This window comes from Chromobacterium sp. Ag138, from assembly GCF_055181315.1.
Genome location: NZ_JBUPWA010000001.1, coordinates 2,536,192 through 2,555,950, shown reverse-complemented (window position 1 = coordinate 2,555,950; position 19,759 = coordinate 2,536,192). Strand labels below are relative to the sequence as shown.

The window sequence follows — 19,759 nt, the reverse complement described above, 5'->3', positions numbered from 1 at the left end:
GCTGCGTTGCGCCGACTTGCAGTACTCAAGTACTGCCTGCATCGGCGCACCTTGCCTCGGGCGTAAAACTGGTTTTTGCTAGCCGCTCTTAATGTTTGACAGCTGACTGGATCGGCGGCCTGCTTATTTTTCCAGGGCGGCCAACATATCTGCGCGAGCACAAAGATGGCAGGTGGGCGATAAATTTTGTGGTGGACAGTTTGTGGAATGGACGACGCATTCGCTTGCTGGCGATCATCGACATCTGGCATCGTGAGGCAGTTTGGATCTCGTTCTTTGGTGGCAGAGTGGCGTGGGTTTGGAACAGCTGCGCTTGGGCGGCAGTTTGCCCGCGCTGATTCAAGTCGACAGTGGTCCGGAGTTCACCAGCCGGGTACTGGATGAATGTGCGCATCGCCATGGCGTGAAGCTGCAATTCTTCCGGCCCGGCAAACCGGTGGAGAAAGCCTTCATCGAAAGCTTTAACGGCCGGTTGCGCGAGGAGTACCTGAGTCAGCCAGTGTTTCCCAACCTAGCTCGGCGATAGCAGTGATCGAACTTTGGCAGCATGACCGCAATTATGTCCAGCTGCATAGCTCTCTGCAGCACCAGAACCTGATGCAGTATCGGGGAAATCATCCACCCCAATGTGAGAAAAACGCTAACTAATTAGTGGTTCATCGAATGGGAGAAGGCCAATGGAACGAATTTGTGGAGATGCTAGGTAGAGTGCAAATATATTTGTCACTATTAAGTGAGCCAGATATCAAAGAGTACAAACCTTTCCAAGGTAGATGAATGCGATAACGTATTGTTTTTATTGAACAACATGGTGCAAACATATTTGTCATTCCTCAACTCACTAGAGCGAATCAAGTCCGTCGGATCTGAATAAAGTTCGTCGGAGTCTGACAAGAGAGAAGGGGCCGCTGGCCCCTTCTGCTTTGTTATCTCGTATCAATTCTTCAGATGCCCGCTTTTCGGCCAAAGCAGACCTTCCTTAGTTAAGAGTGAGGAGGTCTGCTTCCGACCCGCAACGGCCCTTCGGTTCCGCGAGTACTCAATGGCCGCTTGGGTGAAATGTGTGTCGGCACTTCATCGGCCTTCGTCGGCGGCATTCAGGCGTTGCTAATTACACGGCAAGGCAAAGCTCAGGGGGCTGCTCTACCTTACTGACGGTTATAAGTCTCGTTGGACTGACCCGGGTACCGTAGACAAATTCCTGCCTCACGCTGACGCCCGCTCATCGGAACGGCCGACTTTGTAGCGCTGCAGCTTGAATACCCGGGGAAATGACATATGCCATTCCTCTATTATTGAGTACGGTCAAGAGTATTCATCGCCTTCCGGTTCCAAACGGGTGGCCCGACGTCTCCCTGCTTGGGCGACGAAACCAAGCGCGCTCGCGGCCCTGCGACGGTCATGCCTTTAAAGGCCGCGGCGCTTGTTTATTGACACTCGTCACAGATACTCGCCAGAGTCAATTTGAGCTCGCTTGAAAGCGCCTGTAGTTCCAAGATCTTGTGTTCGATGACCTCAATCTTGTCGGCGATGACCGCGCGCTTCTGTTCCGGCCTTAAGCTGTGGCTGGCCCATGCGTCCAGCAGCTCTTGGATTTCGCCAAGCGAAAACCCCAAAGTCTTGGCCTGCTTGATCAGCCCCAGGCGTCTAACCGCCGACGCGTTGTAACGGCGGTAGCCGTGGCGGCCCTCTTGGCCGCGTTCTGGCTTGATAAGGCCTATCCGTTCGTAGAAACGGATCGCATCGCGCGTCATTCCGATCTGCTCGGCCAACTCTCCGATCCGCACGATCCAATTCTCCCGTTAAATTTAGTCTTGACCTTGGACTATACACCAATGTTTACAGTGTTCTTTCCAACAGTCGTGGCTGACTTCCGCAGCCTCATATGGACTGATGATCAGGGAAAAACATGGCGCAAGAAAAAATCGCATTTGTCACCGGTGCTACGGGATTGCTGGGCAACAATCTGGTTCGTTTGTTGCTGGCGGAAGGTTATCGGGTCAAGGCTTTAGCCAGGTCCGAACAAAAAGCCAAGGAGCAGTTCGGGGAGTTGATAGGCAAGCGCTTGGAGGTGGTGCTGGGCGATCTCACGCGTATCGACGAGTTTGTCCCGGCATTGCAGGGCTGCGATGTCATGTTTCATGCCGCGGCTTACTTTCGTGAAAGCTACAAAGGCGGCCGTCATCAGGCCGCCCTGCGCAAGACCAATGTCGAGGGCACGCGAAACCTGCTTGATGGGGCATACGCGGCTGGAATTCGGCGCGTGGTCCATATCAGCTCCATCGCAGTATTGGGTCGCAATGAATCGGGATTGACCGACGAGAGCATGGCGCTGGCCATCGAAGAGGCGCCGGATGACTATTACCGCAGCAAGATTGAAACCGACGAGGTGATATTCACTTTTCTCGACAATCACCCTGACATGCATATTTCCCTTGTCTTGCCGGGCTGGATGCATGGTCCGGGCGATCTTGGCCCCACTTCGGCCGGGCAGTTCGTGGCGGATTACCTGCAACAAAAGATTCCCGGAGTGATCGATGCGGCTTTCTCTGTGGTGGACGCCCGGGATGTGGCGCAAGTCGCTTTGGCATCCAGTCAAACAGGCGGTCGGGGCGAGCGCTATTTGGCCGCGGGCCACCCCGTCAGCATGGCCGGTCTTTTGCGGACGATGGAGTCTGTCAGCGGCGTGCCAGCCCCGCGCCGCAAACTGCCGCGCGCCATATTGTATGCCATCGCTTTCATGCAGGAGGTTTATTCCCGGCTGACTGGCAAGCCGGTATTGCTCAGCATGGCCGCCGTGAGAAACATGGCAAAAGATTATGGAAGAAAATTCTCGGCGGAAAAAATCAGGAGGCAGTTCGGTCTCGGCTTCAGGTCCATGGAGGAAACGTTGGCAGACGAGGTCAGGTGGATTCAAGAAAGAGCCATACGAGCGAATACGCACCCGCCTGGCAAAGTGACGCCGCGCTGATGAATGCGAGCCGTCGATCATTGCAAAAGGGATGGACGGCCGCTTAGGCCGATCTGCCGCCGGCCAGGCAATGGGATCGCCTGGGCAGATACGCGCCGCTAGGCTGGCAGCGGCTTTGCGGAGCCAAGTTGGCATCTTTAATCCGACTATGTCTTGAATCAAGCACGGGCAAGTCAGGCGGCGGAATTGAGGCGCGGATATCCGCCATGCAAGATTGGAAAAAGAATATTTACTCTAGATAATCGCCGTGACTGGAAGCGAAGGGCGCTAGCCATTGACGGTGCGGACTGGCATGCCCCGCCGGTGCTTCGATATCCGGCGGATATCGGCGGCTGTCGCGTGGGGCCGTCATGCCAGCCGCTTGGCTAGCTCAGGCCGGAAAACTTCAACCCTCTCATTCTGAACAAGCAAGGATTCGACTATGCGTACCCAATACCTGCGGCTCGTTCGGCTCAGCGCGATCTACGACCTGATCGCCACCGCGGCCTTCGCCACCCCGTGGACATTCGCTGCCGTGCATGCGCTGCTGGGAAAGATTTCGCCGCTGCCGGCGTTCGAGCCTATCCATGTTCTGTTCGCCAATCTGCTGGGCAGCGTGGTGGTGGTTTGGTCGGTGCTGCGCCTGCGCCGGCCGGAGGCCGAGTTCGGCCTGTACGACGCCTGTGCCCGCGGCCTGTTTTTCGCCTGGCAGCTGTACTACCTGCTGGCGATGAACGGCGTCGCCATCGTTTGGGGATTCGCGGCGCTGGAGGCGGCGTTTGGCCTGGCGCAGGGCTATGGCTACTGGCTGCTGCGCCAAACCGAAAGCGGCGAGCCCGGCCGTTGCCGGGTGGCGCGGGCGCTGCGCGCGGCGGCCTGACGCGTTCAGCCCTTGTTCTGAGTGGCGGTATTTGATGCGGGCGATGCCGCGCCGGCGCGGTTTCAGGGCGGGCCTAGACAGCGTTTTTTGACGCGGTCCCTGAGGCTGTCCTGTTGCATGGCTAGCCGCGCGGCGTTCAGGCGTGCCACGCGTCGGAGCGCCGTGTGCGGATGACAGGCCAGGTAGCGGTAGCTGGCGGTAAACGCCGCGACCTGGCGCAGCGGGCTCAGGTGTACTTGCTCGGCCTGGTTGTGCAGGCTGGCGTGTCCTGCAAGCCAGCCGCTCTGGCAGTGTTCGCGCATGGCCCGGGCGCTGAGCAGGCCGTTTTTGCTGTGGCCTTCGCAGGTTTTGTCCTGATAGACCAAGTGGGTGACGTTGAACTGGGCTGACCGGGTTCCCGCAGGCATTCCTATCTTATGACCGGACTGGCGCGGGCTTTCTCAACGGAACGTTTTGGAGCTGCTGACCAAATCGATCGGCACACGCTACGCTTGGCCATCATCGACGGGGAGCAGCGCCGCATCCAGCGCGGCCATGGCGGGAACCAGCATGGCCCGCAGGCGTTCGGCGCCGACGCCATCGCGCGCCTGGATCGAAACGCCATGCAACAGCACCGCATAGAAGTCGCCCAGCGCGGCCACGTCGGTATCCGGCTTCAACTCGCCGCGCTGCAGCGCGCCAGCCAGCAGGTCGATGATCGATTGCGTGCGCTGGCGCCGATGCGACGCCAGCCAGGCGATGACCGGATCGCTTTCCAGCCCGCCGCTGGCGGCGGCGGACACCACCAGACAGCCTTGCGGCTGGCCGGTTTGGGTGTAGGTTTCGATCGCATTGACGAACATGCGCTCGATCGCGGCCCTGACCGTTTTCTCCTGCAGCATCGCGCGTTCGGCGAAGCCCCCCTGGCCTGACTCGTACAAGGCGACCGCCTCGCGGAACAATGCTTCCTTGCTGCCGAAAGCGGCGTAGATGCGCGCCGATGCGATGCCGAGCGCATCGACCAGGTTCGCCATCGACGTGCCTTCGTAGCCTCGGGCCCAGAACGCCCGCATCGCTTTTTCCAGGGCCTGGTCTCGATCAAATTCTCTGGGCCGTCCGGCCATAGTTTGCTCACGGTTTGCTGTCGTGCGGTGGATTCTAGCGCATCCGACTGTTGACGCAAGCCATCGCAAGCTCTATTCTTTGTTGATCGGCAAACAATTGAGGTGAAAGAATGAAAACAATCAAGGGTCCGAGCTTGCACCTGGCGCAGTTCAGCGATGCCGCCGCGCCATTCAACAGCCTGCCGGCCATTGCGGCATGGGCGGCGCAAACCGGCTTCAAGGCGCTGCAGATTCCGGCGTGGGACGAGCGGCTGTTCGATGTCGGCCTCGCGGCGGAAAGCCAGGCCTATTGCGACGACATCCAGGGCGCGCTGTCGGAGCATGGACTGGTCGTCAGCGAACTGACCACGCACATCTTCGGTCAGCTGGTCGCGGTGCATCCGGCCTATGACAGCATGTGCGACAACTTCGCCCCGACGGCGCTGCGCGGCAATCCGCAGGCGCGCACCGCATGGGCGCTGGAGAAGCTCGAACAAGCGGCCAAGGCATCGCGCCGGCTTGGCCTGACCGAAATGGGCACCTTCTCCGGCTCCTTCGCCTGGCCGTACCTGTTCCCGTTTCCGCAGCGCCCCGATGGCCTGATCGAAGCCGCCTTCGATGAACTGGCCAGGCGCTGGCTGCCGATTCTGAATGCCTGCGACGAACAGGGCGTCAATCTCTGCTACGAGATCCATCCGAGCGAAGACCTCCACGATGGCGCGAGTTTTGAGCGCTTCTACGCGTTGGTCGGCGAACACCCGCGCTGCAACATCTTGTTCGACCCAAGCCACTTCGTGCTGCAACAGCTCGATTATCTCGACTACCTGGACATCTACCAGGAGCGGATCCGCATGTTTCACGTCAAGGATGCCGAGTTCAATCCTAGCGGCCGGCAAGGCATCTATGGCGGCTACACCTCGTGGCTTGAGCGCGCCGGCCGCTTCCGCTCGCTCGGCGACGGCCAGGTGGATTTCAAGGCGATCTTCTCCAAGCTCGCGCAGAACGACTACGCCGGCTGGGCCGCGCTCGAATGGGAGTGCTGCCTGAAGGATCAGGAAGACGGCGCGCGCGAAGGCGTCGAGTTCATCAATCGCCACATCATCAATGTGACAAGCAAGGTCTTCGACGATTTCGCCGGCGCGGCGGTCGACCGGACCCAGATCCACGCCATGCTGGGCATCGCCTGATAGCCACCGGAGAACATCATGAAACCATCCATCGAACGACTCGATCACGACAACTATATCCACCGCTATGCCCGCATCGACGGTCAGCGCATCCATTGCGTTTCCGCCGGTAGCGGGCAACCGGTGCTGCTGATCCCCGGCTGGCCGCAGACCTGGTTCGCCTGGCGTCATGTCATGCAGGCGCTGGTGGAAAAAGGCTTCATGCCGATTGCCGTCGACCTGCCCGGCACCGGCCATTCGGACCGCCCGCTGGACGGCTACGACACCGGCGCCGCCGCGGCCAGGCTGCATCGCGTGATGGCGCAGCTGGGCCACGAGCAATACCAGGTGGTCGGCCACGATGTCGGCATGTGGATCGCCTACGCGCTCGCCAGCGACTATCCGGACGCGGTCAGCCGGCTGGCGATCACCGAGGCGGTGATTCCCGGGCTGGCGCCGGCGCCTGACATCTTCGCGCCGCCGGAGCAGAACATCTTCCTGTGGCACTTCATGTTCAACCAGGTGGCCGACTTGCCCGAGGCGCTGATCGCCGGCCGCGAGAAGGCTTATCTCGATTTCATGTTCGACCGCTGGTCCCATCGCCGCGACCGCGTGGCCGCCGATGTCTATATCGCGGCCTATGCGGCGCCCGGCGGTTTGCGGGGCGGATTCGCCTACTACCGCGCGATTCCCGAGACGATTAGGCAGAACCGCGAACGCGCGAAACGCAAGCTGGCGATGCCGGTGCTGGCGATCGGCGCCGAACACGCCACCAACGATGCGCCGCTGGCGACCATGCGCGACAAGGCCTCGGATCTGCGCGGCATCGTCGTGCCGGATTGCGGCCACTTCATCATGGAAGAGGCGCCCGAGGCATTCATCGCGCACCTGGCGCCCTTCCTCGAAGGGAGGGCCTGAGCATGCCGCTGGATCCGCGCATCGCCGCGTTTCTCGACGCGCTGCCTGAAGGGGAAGGCGGCGCGTCGCTCGAAGACATCCGCCGCGCCACGGAGCAGGACTTGTCGGCGCTGCATGGCCCCTTGCAACCGGTCGCCAGGGTGGAAACCTTCATCGCGGCGGCCGGCGACGGGCATCCGCTTCGGGTTCGGGCGTACTGGCCGGAACGCGCGGCTCACGCGGAGGGGCCGCAACCGGCCATCGTGTTCGCCCATGGCGGCGGCTGGTGCCTGTGCTCGCTGGAGCTCTACGACAACCCGTGCCGCGCGCTGGCCAATGCCAGCCAGTGCGTCGTGCTGTCGGTCGACTACCGGCTCGCCCCGGAACACCGCTACCCGATACCGCTGGAAGACTTCTACAGCGGCGTGGCCTGGGTTTTCGCGCAGGCGGAGCGACTGGGAATCGATCCCGCGCGCATCGCCGTGGGTGGGGACAGCGCCGGCGGCAACCTCGCCGCCGCGGCGTGCCTGTTGGCGCGCGACCGCGACGGCCCGGCGATTGCGCACCAGTTGCTGCTCTACCCGGCGCTGGACGATAGGCTGACGATGGATTCGCATGCCCTTTATGCCGACGGCTACTACCTGACCCGGGACATCATGGCTTTCTGCTGGGACACCTATCTTGGCGAAACCGGAGGCGGTCGACCCGCTTACGCCGCTCCGATGCGGGCCGCGACGCTCGAGCGCTTGCCGCCCGCCACGATCCTAGTGTGCGAGTACGATCCGCTGCGGGACGAAGGCGAGGCCTATGCGCGGCGGCTGCGGGCCGCAGCGGTGCCGGCGCATGACGAACGGCTGGATGGCATGATTCATGGCTGCATCCACATGCTCGGGCTGACGCCTGCCGCCGAGGCCTTGTTCGCGCGCTCGGGCACGCTGATCCAGGCCGCCCTGTCCGTCTGAGCGACACCGGATGCGTGGATCGGCCCGGCCGCGCCGATCCGCCATCGCCAGCCAGCCGGGGGCTTGCCTCCCGGCTGCTTCAACTGCGGAGTTATGCAATAAAACTGATCTTCGGCAGGAATCTTGTGTAATCTTCATAATGACGTCGGCCATTCTCTCGTCATGCGCAAGGGAATCCGGCCAGCATTGCGTGATGCGGGTAATCGTTCTGCTTGTCAGTGAAATGGATCCCCATGGCATTCGATGGCAAATCATTGCTTTCCGTATTGTTGTGCCGGAGCGGCCCCCGTCTGTGCGCGCTGCCGTTGACGCATGTGCGCGAAATCATGCGCGCCTTGCCGATCGACCCGGTGCCCGCCATGTCCGATTTCCTGCTGGGGCTGGCGCTGATACGCGGCGCTCCGGTGCCTGTGCTCGATTGCGCGCGCCTAGTGGGCTTGGCGCTGTCGACGCGGGTTTCGCGTTTCGTCACGTTGACGCTGGGCGAGCGCCAACTGGCGCTGGCGGTGGATAGCGTGATCGGCGTGCGGCAACTTCCGGCCGCCGCGCTGGCCGACATCGCCCCGTTGCGGGACGCTAGCGACGATGGTCTGGTGCAATCGATCGCGACGCTGGACGCGGAGTTGCTGCTGGTGCTGCGCGCCGGCCGCATGGTTCCGGAGGACATGTGGGAAGCCCTGGCGGCTGGGGATGGCGAGCCATGAGCATCGAGCCATCGGCCGCCCAGGTGGCGCAATTCCGCGATCTGATCGTCGACCGTCTTGGCCTGCAGTTCGACGAAACCAAGCTGGGCAATCTGGCGCGGGTGCTGGCCCGGCATGGGGGCCGGGACAACGCGGCCTACCTGGCCATGCTGGCGGCGGAGCCCGAACCGTCCGAGGCCCTGCATCGGCTCGCGGTCGACCTGACCGTCACCGAAACGTACTTCTACCGGAATGGCGAGCAAATCCAGGCCTTTGCCGAGGTGGCGATGCCTGCCTGCCTGCAGGCGCGCGAAGGCCTGCCGGTACGCGTGCTGTCAGCCGGCTGCGCTTCGGGCGAGGAGCCGTACACGCTGGCGATCGCCGCGCGCGAGACCATGGGCCTGGGCGCGGGCAGCGTGCAGATACGCGCCGTCGACGCCAATCCCGCCATGCTGGCCAAGGCGAGCGCGGCGCGTTATTCGGTCTGGTCGCTGCGGGAAGTGAACCCCGCGATGCGGGCGCGCTGGTTCGCGCGCGATGGCGATCTTTACGCGCTGAGCGATGGCGTGCGCCGATCGGTGCGGTTCGAGCAGCGCAATCTGGCGCGGGAGGACGCCGAATTATGGGCGCCCGGCAGCTACGACATCGTATTCTGCCGCAACGTGCTGATGTACTTCAGCCCCGAGCAGGCCGAGGCCGCGGTGGCGCGGATCGCGGGCGCGCTGGCTCCCGGCGGCTATCTGTTTCTGGGGCATGCGGAAACCCTGCGCGGCCTGTCCAGCGATTTCCATCTTTGCCATACCCATGCCACCTTCTATTACCGGCGCAAATCGCAAGCCGGCGAGCCGGCGCCGGCGATGCAATTCAGTCAGCCGGCATGGGGCGGTGCGCCATTCCAGCCATTGCCGCAGGGTGATCCCGCATGGGTCCACGTGATCGCGCGCGCGGCCCAGCGCATCGACTCGCTGGCGGTGGCGGCGCCGCCAGCGGACTGCCTCCAGTCCGCGCCGGCGCAGCCCGATTTGCACCATGCCTTGTCGTGCCTGCGCAAGGAGCAGTTCGAGCAAAGCCTGGCCCTGATCGAGAAGCTGCCGCAACAGCATGCCGACGATCCGGACGTGTTGTTGCTGAAGGCCGTCTCGCTCAGCCAGAGCGGCGCGCTGGCTGAGGCGCAGAACATTTGCCGCGCCTTGCTGGCGCGCGACGAACTCAATGCCGGTGCGCATTATGTGCTGGCCTTGTGCCGCGAGGAGGAGGGCGACAATCCGGCTGCGCTGACCCACTACCGCAGCGCCGCCTACCTGGACCCGGGCTTTGCGCTGGCGCGCCTGCATGTCGGCGTGCTGGAGCGGCGGATGGCAGAGCTCGACGCGGCGCGGCGCGATCTGGCCCAGGCCCTGGTCCTGCTGCAGCATGAGGATCCATCGCGGCTGCTGCTGTTCGGCGGCGGTTTCCCGCGCAGCGCCTTGATCGATCTGTGCCGCGCCGAGCTGACTGCCCTTGGAGGTCCGCGATGAGCCCCGTTCTCGCGCTGGCCGACAGCGCAGCCAGCTTGCGCGAGGAGTTCGACCGCTCGTTTTCGTTGGCGCCCGCGCCGCCGGCCGCCGGCAGCGTCAATTTGCTGACGATACGGATAGGAAGCGATCCGTATGCGATCCGGTTGGGCGACATCCGCGGCCTGCATGCCGATCGCCGCATTCTGGAGCTGCCTGGCCCGATGCCCGAGCTGCTGGGCGTGACCAACTTCCGCGGCCAGATCGTGCCGGTGTATCAGTTGGCCGCGCTGCTGGGCAAAGCCGCCGGCGCCGCGCCGCGCTGGATGGTGCTGGCGCAGGCCAGAGCGCCGCTGGCGCTGGCCTTCGAGGTGTTCGAGTCGCATCTCTGCGCCGACGCCGGGCAGTTGATCGCATCGGTCGACGCCGCTGGCCCGGGGCGGTCGCGCGAGGGGGTGCGCACCGCCTCCGGCGTGGTGCCGGTGCTGGACATCGGCGCGATGGCCGCGCAGATCGAGGCGCGCGCCTCCCATGCGTCGCAGGGACCGCAGCCATGAGCGCGCGCCGCCTCGCCATTTCGCGCAGCCCGGGAACCCGCCATGGCTAAAGATCCCTACCGCTATTTCAGAATCGAGGCGCGCGAACTGGTCGGGCAATTGAGCAAGGGCGTGCTGGCGCTTGAGCAGGACGGAGGGGGCGAGGAACAGATAGCGCTGTTGCTGCGCTGGGCCCATACGCTGAAAGGCGCGGCGCGGGTGGTGCGGCAGGCGCGGATCGCCGACCTGTTGCATGGCGTGGAAGAGCTGCTGGCGCCGTTGCGGGCGTCCGGCGCGCCGCCGCCGCGCAGCATTGTCGATCAACTGCTGGCCGCCTGCGATCAAGTGAGCGCGCTGCTGGCCCAGTTGCCGTCGGCCGAGGCCGATGACGCCGGCGGCGCCAGTCCTGGAGCGGGAGGCGAGGCCGCGCCGGCGCAGGACGCGCCGCAGCGCATCGTTCGAGCCGATGTGCTGGAAGTGGATGTGTTGCTGGAGGGCTTGGGAGAAATCGGCGTCGAGCTGGCGGGCATGCGGCGCGCCATCGGCGCGTTGGAGGCCCTGCGCGAGCTGGCGCTGACGTCGGGGGAGGCGGCGCCTCAGGGCGGCCGGGCGCTGGCGGCGCAACTCGACGCGCTGGAGCGCAAGATGGCCGGCGGGGCCGAGCGGATCGACCGCGAGCTGCGCCAGACCCGCGACGCCGCCGAACGGCTGCGCCTGATTCCGGTCGGCGGCATTTTCACCACCTTGGAGCGCTGCGCGCGCGACGCCGCCCACAGTTGCGGCAAGCAAGTGGCGTTTGAGGCCAGAGGCGGCGAGTTGCGCATAGACGGCGAGGTGCTCGACGTGATGCTGGGCGCCTTGCTGCAACTGGTGCGCAACGCGGTGGCGCATGGCGTCGAAGCGCCGGAGCAGCGCGCCGCCTCAGGCAAGGCCCCATCCGGCCGCATCGCGCTGGAGGCGTCGCGGCGTGGGTACTGGGTGTGGTTCCGTCTCCGCGACGATGGCGGCGGCATCGATTTGGCCGCGCTGCGGACCGCGCTCGCCAAGCGCGGCCAGCACGCGCCGGCCGATGACGTGGCCTTGCTGGCCCGGCTGCTGGAGGGCGGCGTGAGCACCAGCGGCGCGGTGACCGAACTGTCCGGGCGCGGCATCGGCATGGACGTGGTGCGCGCGGCGATGGGCAAGCTGGGCGGCAAGAGCCGGGTCCGCAGCGATGCCGCCGGCACGACGTTCGAGCTGTGCGTGCCGCTGTCGCTGGCGGCGATGGACGTGTTGCTGGTCGAGGCCGGCGGCCAAGTCATGGCGCTGCCGCTGGACGCGGTGCAAGGCGCGCTGCGGGTGCCGGGGGAACAGGTGGTGCGCTCGTCCGACGGCGACGCCATCGTGTACGAAGGCCAGCTGCTGCCCTTATTGCCGCTGGCCATCGGCTCGGCGGGGAAGGCCGCGCGCCAGTGGTCGCCGCGCGCGTTGACGGCGGTGGTCATCCGCAGCCGGGGCGAGCTGCTGGCGGTGGCGGCCAGCCGCCTGGGCGGGGTGGATAGCGTGGTGCTGCGCGCGCTTCCGCCGCTGATGACCGCCGATCCGATGGTGCTGGGGCTATATCTGGACATCGAGGGCGAGCCGCGCATGGTGCTCGACCCCGAGGAGCTGGGGGGCGCGCTGATCCGCCGCAGCGATAGCGAGGCGGCGGCGCCGCGCCCGCCCATCCTGATCGTCGACGATTCGCTGACCACCCGCATGCTGGAAAGCAGCATCCTGGAGTCGGCCGGCTACCAGGTGGAGCTGGCGGCTTCCGCCGAGGAAGGCCTGGAGCTGGCGCGGCAGAACCGCTACGGCTTGTTCCTGGTCGATGTCGAGATGCCGGGCATGGATGGCTTCGGCTTCATCACGGAGGTGCGCGCCGACCCGCAGCTGTGCGACATCCCGGCGCTGCTGGTGACTTCGCTCGACACGGCGGAGCACAAGCGGCGCGGCAGCGATGCCGGCGCCAGCGGTTACATTGTCAAGAACGAATTCGATCAGACGGCGTTTCTGGCGCAGATCGGGGAGCTGGTGCTGCGATGACGAAATTGCGGGTGCTGGTAGTGGAGGATTCGCTGACGGTGCGCATGTACCTGTGCGAGTTGCTGGCGTCAGACCCGGCTTTCGAGCTGGTCGGCCAGGCCGAGGACGGCAAGCAGGCCATCGAGCTGTGCCTGGCCTTGCGCCCGGACGTCATCTCGCTGGACATGATGATGCCCGTCATGACCGGGCTGGCCGCCACCGAATACATCATGGCTTATTGTCCGACCCCGATCCTGGTGGTTTCGTCCTCGGTCAACCGCGGCGAGTTGTTCCGGACCTACGAGGCGCTGGCCGCCGGGGCGCTGGACGTGATCGAGAAGCCGATGCCCGGGCAGGACCATTGGGGCGAGCACTATCTGGCCATGCTCAAGCTGGTGGCGAAGATCAAGGTGGTCACCCACTTGCGCGGCCGCCGCGCTGGCCAGGAGACGCCGCCGGCGGCGCCTTGCGCGCCTCCGGCGCCGCGGCAGCGCATGCGGCTGGTGGCGCTGGGGGCGTCGACCGGCGGGCCGAGCGCCCTGGTCGAGGTGCTGGGCGGACTGCCCGCCGATTTCCCGCTGCCGCTGCTGGTGGTCATTCACATCGCCGAGCCTTTCGGCCACGCCTTCGTCGACTGGCTGGACGACCATTGCGCGCTGGAGGTGCGGCTGGCGCGGCATGGCCAGCCGCTGCCGGCGCGCGGCGTGGCGCTGGCCGCGCCCGGGCTGCACTTGCAAGTGCGCGACGGCAAGATGGTTTGCGAGGCGGGGCCGGAGCGCCTGTCGTGCCGGCCGTCGGTCGACGTGCTGTTCGAATCGGTGGCGCAGGAATACGGCGCCGCCGCCGCCGCGGTGCTGCTGACCGGCATGGGGCAGGACGGCGCGCGGGGGCTGCTGGCGGTGCGCGCCGCCGGCGGATTGACGATCGCGCAGGATGAGGCCAGTTGCGTGGTATACGGCATGCCGCGAGAGGCGGCGTTGCTGAACGCGGCGCAGCGCATCCTGCCGCTGGCCGACATCGGCCCGGCGCTGGCCGCGCTGGCCGGGAGGCGCGCGCCATGACGGCCCCGGCGCTCATCGTCGACGACAGCCTGACGGTCCGGGCCGATCTCGAGGAGGCGTTCGCGGAGCGCGGGATCGCGACCATCGCCTGCGCCTCGCTGGCGGAGGCGCGCGCCGCGATGGCGCGCCAGGCCGTCGGCCTGATGGTGCTGGACGTGATGCTGCCCGACGGCGATGGCATCGACCTGTTGCGCGAGGTGCGCGCCACGGCCGAGGGCGCCAGCCTGCCGGTTCTGGTGCTGTCGAGCGAAGCCCAGGTCAGCGACCGCATACGCGGCATGCTGACCGGGTCCAATGATTACGTCGGCAAGCCCTATGACCGCGACCGTCTGGTGGCGCGCGCGTTGCAGTTGCTGGAGGCCGCCGGCGTGCCGGTCGACGCCGCGCCGCTGGTGCAGGTGATAGACGACAGCCTGACTTACCGCGAGCAACTGGCGGCCTTGCTGCGCGAGCAGGGCTATCAGGTGGCGCTGGCCCATAGCGGGGAAGAGGGTTTGCGCGCGATGGCGTCGCGCCGGCCGGCGGCGCTGGTGGTGGACCGCGTGCTGCCGGGCATCGACGGCGCCGCCGTGGTGCGCAAGCTGCGCCTCGATCCGGCCTTGCGCACGGTGCCGTGCATCCTGCTGACCGGGGCCGACGAAGAGGGGGCCGAGCTGTACGCCCTGGACGCCGGCGCCGACGCCTTCGTGCAAAAGGATGGCGACGCCGGCATGTTGCTGGCGCGGCTGGCGGCGGTGCTGCGCAATGTCGAGGGCGCAGGCGGCGTGGCGCCGCAGCAGGCCGGACGGCGCATCCTGGCGGTAGATGACAGCGTGACCTATCTGCGCCAGCTGGCCGAGGTGCTCGGCGACGAGGGTTACGACATGATCCTGGCCGAATCGGGCGAGCAGGCGCTGGCGCTGCTGAAGGTGCAAACCGTCGACTGCGTGCTGCTGGACCGCCTGATGCCCGGGCTGTCGGGCACCGAGACCTGCTCCCGCCTGAAGGGCGACCCCGCTACGCGCGACATTCCGCTGATCATGCTGACAGCGATGGAGGACAGGGCGGAAATGATCGAGGGCCTGTCGACCGGCGCCGACGATTATGTGCTGAAATCGAGCGAGTTCGACGTGCTCAAGGCGCGCGTGCGGGCGCAGCTGCGGCGCAAGCAGTTCGAGGACGAGAGCCGCCGCATCCGCGCTGAGCTGATGGACAAGAAGCTGGAGGCGGCCGAGGTGCGCGCGGCGCGCGCGCTGGCGGAAAGCCGCGCCGTCCTTCTGGCCGAGCTGGAGCAAAAGAACCGCGATCTGGAGCAGGCCAGCCGGCTCAAGTCCGAGTTCCTGTCCAATATGTCGCACGAGCTGCGCACCCCGCTCAACGCCATCATCGGTTTTTCCGACTTGCTGTCGCGCGGCGTCATCGGTCCGCTCAGCCCCAAGCAGAGCACTTGCGTCGGCCATGTGCTGGCCAGCGGCCGCCACCTGCTGGGCCTGATCAACGACATCCTGGACCTGTCCAAGGTGGAGGCGGGCAAGATGGAGCTGGCGCTGGAGCCGATCGACGCCAACGCCGTGCTGCGCGGCTGCCTGTCCATCGTGCAGGACAGCGCGGCGCGGCGGGGCATCGGGCTGGAGTTTCTGCCTTGCGAGCCGCTGCAGCCGGTGAGGGTCGATTTGCGGAAATTTCGGCAGATGACCTACAACCTGCTGTCGAACGCCGTCAAATTCAGCCGCGACGGCGGCCGGGTGGTGTTGTCGCTGCATCGCGCGCGGCGCTGCGATATCGGCTGCGGCGAGGAGGAAGCCTGGGCCAGCCGGATGCTGCCGCTGCCTGAGGGGCCCGATCAGGAATTTCTGGAAGTGCGCGTCAGGGACAGCGGCAACGGGATCGCCGCCGCCGACCTGCCGGCGCTGTTCCAAACCTTCAGCCAGCTCGACTCTTCCAGCTCGCGCCAGCATGAAGGCAGCGGCCTCGGGCTGGCGCTGGTCAGCCGGCTGGCTGAACTGCATGGCGGTACGGTCGGCGTCAGCAGCGCGCCCGGCCTTGGGGCGCAGTTCTCGATCTGGCTGCCGCTGCGCAGCGACGCGCTGGCGCCGCCGCCGGCAGGCTCGGCGCGCCGGGCGCTGGTGATCGAGGACAACCCGCAAGCCGCCGAGCTGCTCCAGGTCTACTTGGAGAGCATCGGTTTCGCGGTCGGCATCGCAGGCGATGCCGGCACGGCGCTGGCCATGGCGCGCAGCGAGGCGCCGGATCTGATCACGCTCGATCTGCTGCTGCCTGACGCCAGCGGCTGGGCGGTGCTGGACGAGATCAAGAGCAATCCGCGGCTGGAAAGCGTGCCGGTGGTGATCGTCTCCATCGTGGCCGAAGAGATGAAGGCCTGCGCGATGGGCGCCGCGCAGCTGCTGCAAAAACCGGTGTCGTACCAGAGCCTGCGCGACGCGGTGTATGCGTTGGGACTGGGCAATGAGCGCGCGCTGGCGCCGACCGTGATGATCATCGACGATGCGATCACCTGCGCGCGGCTGAGCGCCGACCTGGCCGCGCTGAATTACAAGGTGCAGTGCCATACCGACGGCGCCGGCGCGCTGGCGGCTTTGCGGGACGCCCGGCCGGACCTGCTGATCGTCGGCCTCGTGCTGTCCGATATCAGCGGCTTCGAAGTGCTCGCGGCGCTGCGCAACCCGCCCGCCGCTGACGTCCCCGTGCTGGTGTTGAGCGATAGCAGCGTTAGCGCGGACGACAGGCGGCGTTTGAGCGGGCAAGCGCTGCGGATCATGGAAAAAGGCAGTTTCGACCGACGGCAGTTTTTGTTTGAGGTCGGCCGCGCGCTCCAGAAATCAGCGCGCCTGTCGACGGACATGACGCCGGCCGACCCGACACGCGAGGTGGACGATGGCACGCATACTGATAGTCGATGACACGCCGGGCAATATGGTGCTCACCAGCATCATGCTGGAAAGCGAGGGCCACACGCTGTTTTGCGCGGAGCGCGCGCTTGTCGGCATAGACATTGCCCGGCGGGAGCTGCCGGATCTGGTGTTGATGGATGTCCAGATGCCGGAAATGGACGGCATCGCGGCGGTCGCCATCCTCAAGGCCGATCCGCTGACGCGGGCGATACCGGTGGTGGCCCTGACCGCCTACGTGATGAAGGGCGACCGCGAGCGCATGCTGGCGGCCGGCTTCGATGGCTACATCGAAAAACCAATCGATTATGTCGGTTTCGTGGCCGAAATCAGGCGCCTGGTCGGACCGCAGCCGTCTTCCGGGCAGGAATGATGCAAGGGCAGGCGGACCGATCCGCCGCTAATGGGAGTGGCTAAATCATGAATAAAAACCGGACTTTTGGCCAAAAGCTGGCATTCGGCTTCGCGGTATCGTCGGCTTTCCTGGTCGTGATCGGGATCGTGGCGTATTGGAGCATCTACGTGCAGATCGCCACCGCCAACTCGGTCACCCATACGCAAAAGGTGCTGGAGCATGTGTCTGGCCTGGTCAGCCTGATGAAGGATGCCGAGACTGGCCAGCGCGGCTATCTGCTCACCGGCGATCCCGCTTATCTGGAGCCGTTCCAGGCATCCGTCGCCGGCGTGCCGACCGTGCTGTCCGAGCTGCGGGCCCTGAGCGCTGACAATGCCGGCCAGCAGGCCAAGATAGGCCAGGCCGAGGCGCTGGTGAACAGCAAGTTCAGCGAGCTCAAGCGCACCATCGAGCTGCGCAAGGCCGGCCATGCCAATGAAGCGCTGAAGCTTGTCCTGAACGGAGAGGGCAAGAAGTACATGGACGCCTTGCGCGCCGTGTGCGACCAGATCAACCGCGAGGAGCGCGAATTGCTGAGGAAGCGCGAGGCGGACGCGGACGCCACTTCCGGCAGCGCCAAGATGACCATCGTCGGCGGCACCGCCCTGTGCCTGCTGTTCGTGATCGCCGCCGGCATTTCCATTACCCGCTCGCTGACGGAGCGGCTGGGGATAGCGGTGGGGCATGTGCAGAGCTCATCGGCGGAGCTGCAGGCCGCCGCCACCCAGCAGGCGTCCGGGGCCAGAGAGCAGGCCAGCGCGATGAGCGAGATCAGCACCACCATCAGCGAGCTGGGCGTGACTTCGCGCCAGATCGCCGAGAGCGCCCAGCGGGTGGCGCAGATCGCCGAGCAGACGGCGGCGGCGGCGCGCAGCGGCGTGGGCACCGTGGAAAGAGGACAGGAGTCCATCGGCGGAATCCGCCGCCAGACCGACCTGGTGGTCAGCCATATGCTTGATCTCGGCCGCAAATCGCAGGAGATCGGCGCGGTGCTCGACATCGTGTCCGAGCTGGCGGAGCAGACCAATATCCTGGCCATCAACGCCACCATCGAAGCCAGCGGCGCCGGCGAGGCGGGGCGCCGCTTCGCCGTGGTGGCGGAGGAGATCCGCAAGCTGGCCGACCGGGTCGCGGCGTCCACCAAGGGCATCCGCACCCAGATCGACGATGTGCGCGGCGCGGTCAACACCACGGTGATGGCCACCGAGAGCGGCGCCAAGGCCGTCGATCTCGGCGCGCGCCAGTTTGCCGAAGTGGCCGCGGCCTTCAAGCAGATTGCCGACCTGGTCAGCACCACCACCGAGGCGGTGCGCGAGATCGAACTGTCGACCAAGCAGCAGGCCACCGCGGCCGACCAGGTGCGGACCGCCGTGTCCGAGGTGGCGCAGGCGACGCAAGAGACTGAAACCAGTTCGACCCAGACCCTGCAAACGGCGTCGCAGCTGGCCGGCTTGTCGATGGATCTGCGGCGCCTGGTCCATCCCCAGGCGGTTTGATCGGACAGGCGCGGCCTATTCTTTGCGCGCGGCGTTCCGGACCCGCCTCTTCAGCAAGCCGGCGCTTGCGGCCGCGCGGTCCGACAGCGCCGCGTCGCCATGCCTGCCGCCGGCGTCGTGAGCCGCGCGCTTTCCGCGCCAAGCCTGGATTCGCCGCCGGATACGGGTGTTACGGTTTCGCCGTTTTACAGCCGGCGGGGCGATTTGTAGATTGATCGCCGCGGCGCGCAGGATGGCCGAGGCGCGGTTTGCAACCGCGCGCATGGCCGATGCGGCTGAGGATTTCCAGTCCGACTCCTACTCTGCCGCCGTCCCCCATTGATTTCAGGAGAGATGAATTGAGCAAGGTTTTTTCATGCGGCAAGCGGATCGGGGCGGCATGCGTTTTATCCGCGCTGCTGGCGCCGGCAGCGCATGCTTTTGACGCGAATGCCTTGGAAACGGCGGTGCGGGCGGAGGAGAAGGCGCTGCAAGCCAGAATCGGCATGGCTGTGCTGGATACCCGCGACGGCGCGGCCTGGAGTTATCGGGGCGATGAGCGGTTTCCGATAAACAGCACCTTCAAAACCTTCGCGTGCGCCGGGCTGCTGGCCAAGGTTGATCGTCAGGCGCTCGCCTTGGGCCAGACGGTGTCGATCGAGAAATCCATGCTGGCGGGCTGGTCGCCGATCACGGAGAAGAAGCTGGCGCCCCAGCGCATGACGCTGGATGAAATCTGCGACGCGGCGGTGAGCCATAGCGACAATACCGCGGCCAACGTCGCGCTGGATCAGATTGGCGGCCCATCCGGTTTGACGGCGTTCATGCTCGGCCTTGGCGATGAAAAGACCCGGCTGGATCGAACGGAGCCGAGTTTGAATGAAGGCACGCCGGGCGATCCGCGCGATACCACGACGCCCAAGGCGATTGTCGGCAGCTTGAACAAGATCATGCTGGGCGATGCGTTGTCAGAGGCGTCCAGAGCGCAGCTGACCCAATGGATGGTGAATGACCGGGTTGCCGACGACTTGCTGCGAGCATCCTTGCCCTCCGCTTGGAAGATAGCCGACAAAACCGGCGCCGGGGGCCATGGCTCTCGAAACATCATCGCCGTGATCTGGCCTCCTGCAAGGCCGCCGGTGCTGGTCGGCATATACGTCACCCAGACCCAAGCGTCGATGCCGGCGCGCAATCAAGCCATCGCCAGGATAGGCGCGGCGTTGGAAAAAGCCGTCCGCTGATGAGGGCG

General features: G+C 65.5%; 18 protein-coding genes. 15 read left to right on the top strand and 3 right to left on the bottom strand.

Annotated features, from left to right (window positions below; all coding sequences use genetic code 11):
• Positions 1 to 298: 298 nt before the first annotated feature.
• Complete coding sequence (locus ACY3GB_RS11735; protein WP_463088904.1) at positions 299 to 526, top strand: integrase core domain-containing protein; 228 nt, start codon at positions 299 to 301, stop codon at positions 524 to 526.
• Positions 527 to 1,427: 901 nt separating this feature from the next.
• Here the strand turns inward: ACY3GB_RS11735 and ACY3GB_RS11730 are convergent.
• Positions 1,428 to 1,772, bottom strand: coding sequence for a MerR family transcriptional regulator (locus tag ACY3GB_RS11730; RefSeq protein WP_463088903.1), 345 nt, complete (start codon positions 1,770 to 1,772; stop codon positions 1,428 to 1,430).
• A 137-nt stretch (positions 1,773 to 1,909) separates the two neighbouring features.
• Here ACY3GB_RS11730 and ACY3GB_RS11725 point away from each other — a divergent pair, with 137 nt between their 5' ends.
• Together ACY3GB_RS11725 and ACY3GB_RS11720 are read left to right on the top strand one after the other, a co-directional pair.
• Entirely contained in the window at positions 1,910 to 2,971 is a 1,062-nt protein-coding gene (locus tag ACY3GB_RS11725) for an SDR family oxidoreductase (RefSeq protein WP_463088902.1), read from the top strand.
• A 421-nt stretch (positions 2,972 to 3,392) separates the two neighbouring features.
• The gene (locus ACY3GB_RS11720; protein WP_463088901.1) at positions 3,393 to 3,830 is read left to right on the top strand and encodes a hypothetical protein; all 438 of its coding nucleotides are present in this window, start codon (positions 3,393 to 3,395) and stop codon (positions 3,828 to 3,830) included.
• 62 nt (positions 3,831 to 3,892) lie between these two features.
• Here the strand turns inward: ACY3GB_RS11720 and ACY3GB_RS11715 are convergent, their stop codons facing one another.
• Complete coding sequence (locus ACY3GB_RS11715; RefSeq protein WP_463088900.1) at positions 3,893 to 4,237, bottom strand: DUF3734 domain-containing protein; 345 nt, start codon at positions 4,235 to 4,237, stop codon at positions 3,893 to 3,895.
• Between the two features lie 78 nt (positions 4,238 to 4,315).
• On the bottom strand, positions 4,316 to 4,882 hold the full coding sequence (locus ACY3GB_RS11710) for a TetR/AcrR family transcriptional regulator (RefSeq protein WP_463088899.1): 567 nt from the start codon (positions 4,880 to 4,882) through the stop codon (positions 4,316 to 4,318).
• 161 nt (positions 4,883 to 5,043) lie between these two features.
• Between ACY3GB_RS11710 and ACY3GB_RS11705 the strand changes: the two genes are divergently transcribed.
• From ACY3GB_RS11705 to bla, 12 genes are all read left to right on the top strand, one after another.
• Positions 5,044 to 6,099 (top strand): sugar phosphate isomerase/epimerase family protein, encoded by a 1,056-nt coding sequence (locus ACY3GB_RS11705; protein WP_463088898.1) that lies wholly within the window; start codon positions 5,044 to 5,046, stop codon positions 6,097 to 6,099.
• An 18-nt stretch (positions 6,100 to 6,117) separates the two neighbouring features.
• Positions 6,118 to 6,996: an alpha/beta fold hydrolase gene (locus ACY3GB_RS11700; RefSeq protein ID WP_463088897.1), complete on the top strand. Its 879-nt coding sequence runs from the start codon at positions 6,118 to 6,120 to the stop codon at positions 6,994 to 6,996.
• Positions 6,997 to 6,998: 2 nt separating this feature from the next.
• Positions 6,999 to 7,937, top strand: a complete 939-nt coding sequence (locus ACY3GB_RS11695) for an alpha/beta hydrolase (protein ID WP_463088896.1) — start codon at positions 6,999 to 7,001, stop codon at positions 7,935 to 7,937.
• 233 nt (positions 7,938 to 8,170) lie between these two features.
• Positions 8,171 to 8,641: a chemotaxis protein CheW gene (locus tag ACY3GB_RS11690; protein ID WP_463088895.1), complete on the top strand. Its 471-nt coding sequence runs from the start codon at positions 8,171 to 8,173 to the stop codon at positions 8,639 to 8,641.
• Positions 8,638 to 10,137 (top strand): CheR family methyltransferase, encoded by a 1,500-nt coding sequence (locus ACY3GB_RS11685; protein ID WP_463088894.1) that lies wholly within the window; start codon positions 8,638 to 8,640, stop codon positions 10,135 to 10,137. The genes ACY3GB_RS11690 and ACY3GB_RS11685 overlap by 4 nt, the downstream gene beginning before the upstream one ends.
• Complete coding sequence (locus ACY3GB_RS11680) at positions 10,134 to 10,670, top strand: chemotaxis protein CheW (protein ID WP_463088893.1); 537 nt, start codon at positions 10,134 to 10,136, stop codon at positions 10,668 to 10,670. Before ACY3GB_RS11685 ends, ACY3GB_RS11680 begins: the two co-directional genes overlap by 4 nt.
• Before the next feature lie 42 nt (positions 10,671 to 10,712).
• Positions 10,713 to 12,713 (top strand): response regulator, encoded by a 2,001-nt coding sequence (locus ACY3GB_RS11675; protein WP_463088892.1) that lies wholly within the window; start codon positions 10,713 to 10,715, stop codon positions 12,711 to 12,713.
• Entirely contained in the window at positions 12,710 to 13,753 is a 1,044-nt protein-coding gene (cheB, locus tag ACY3GB_RS11670) for a chemotaxis-specific protein-glutamate methyltransferase CheB (RefSeq protein WP_463088891.1), read from the top strand. The genes ACY3GB_RS11675 and cheB overlap by 4 nt, the downstream gene beginning before the upstream one ends.
• Positions 13,750 to 16,653: a response regulator gene (locus tag ACY3GB_RS11665; RefSeq protein ID WP_463088890.1), complete on the top strand. Its 2,904-nt coding sequence runs from the start codon at positions 13,750 to 13,752 to the stop codon at positions 16,651 to 16,653. The genes cheB and ACY3GB_RS11665 overlap by 4 nt, the downstream gene beginning before the upstream one ends.
• Positions 16,628 to 17,014, top strand: a complete 387-nt coding sequence (locus ACY3GB_RS11660) for a response regulator (protein ID WP_463088889.1) — start codon at positions 16,628 to 16,630, stop codon at positions 17,012 to 17,014. Before ACY3GB_RS11665 ends, ACY3GB_RS11660 begins: the two co-directional genes overlap by 26 nt.
• A gap of 47 nt (positions 17,015 to 17,061) precedes the next feature.
• Complete coding sequence (locus ACY3GB_RS11655) at positions 17,062 to 18,531, top strand: CHASE3 domain-containing protein (protein ID WP_463088888.1); 1,470 nt, start codon at positions 17,062 to 17,064, stop codon at positions 18,529 to 18,531.
• Between the two features lie 338 nt (positions 18,532 to 18,869).
• Positions 18,870 to 19,751 (top strand): class A beta-lactamase, encoded by an 882-nt coding sequence (gene bla / locus ACY3GB_RS11650; RefSeq protein WP_463088887.1) that lies wholly within the window; start codon positions 18,870 to 18,872, stop codon positions 19,749 to 19,751.
• The last annotated feature ends 8 nt before the right edge of the window (positions 19,752 to 19,759 follow it).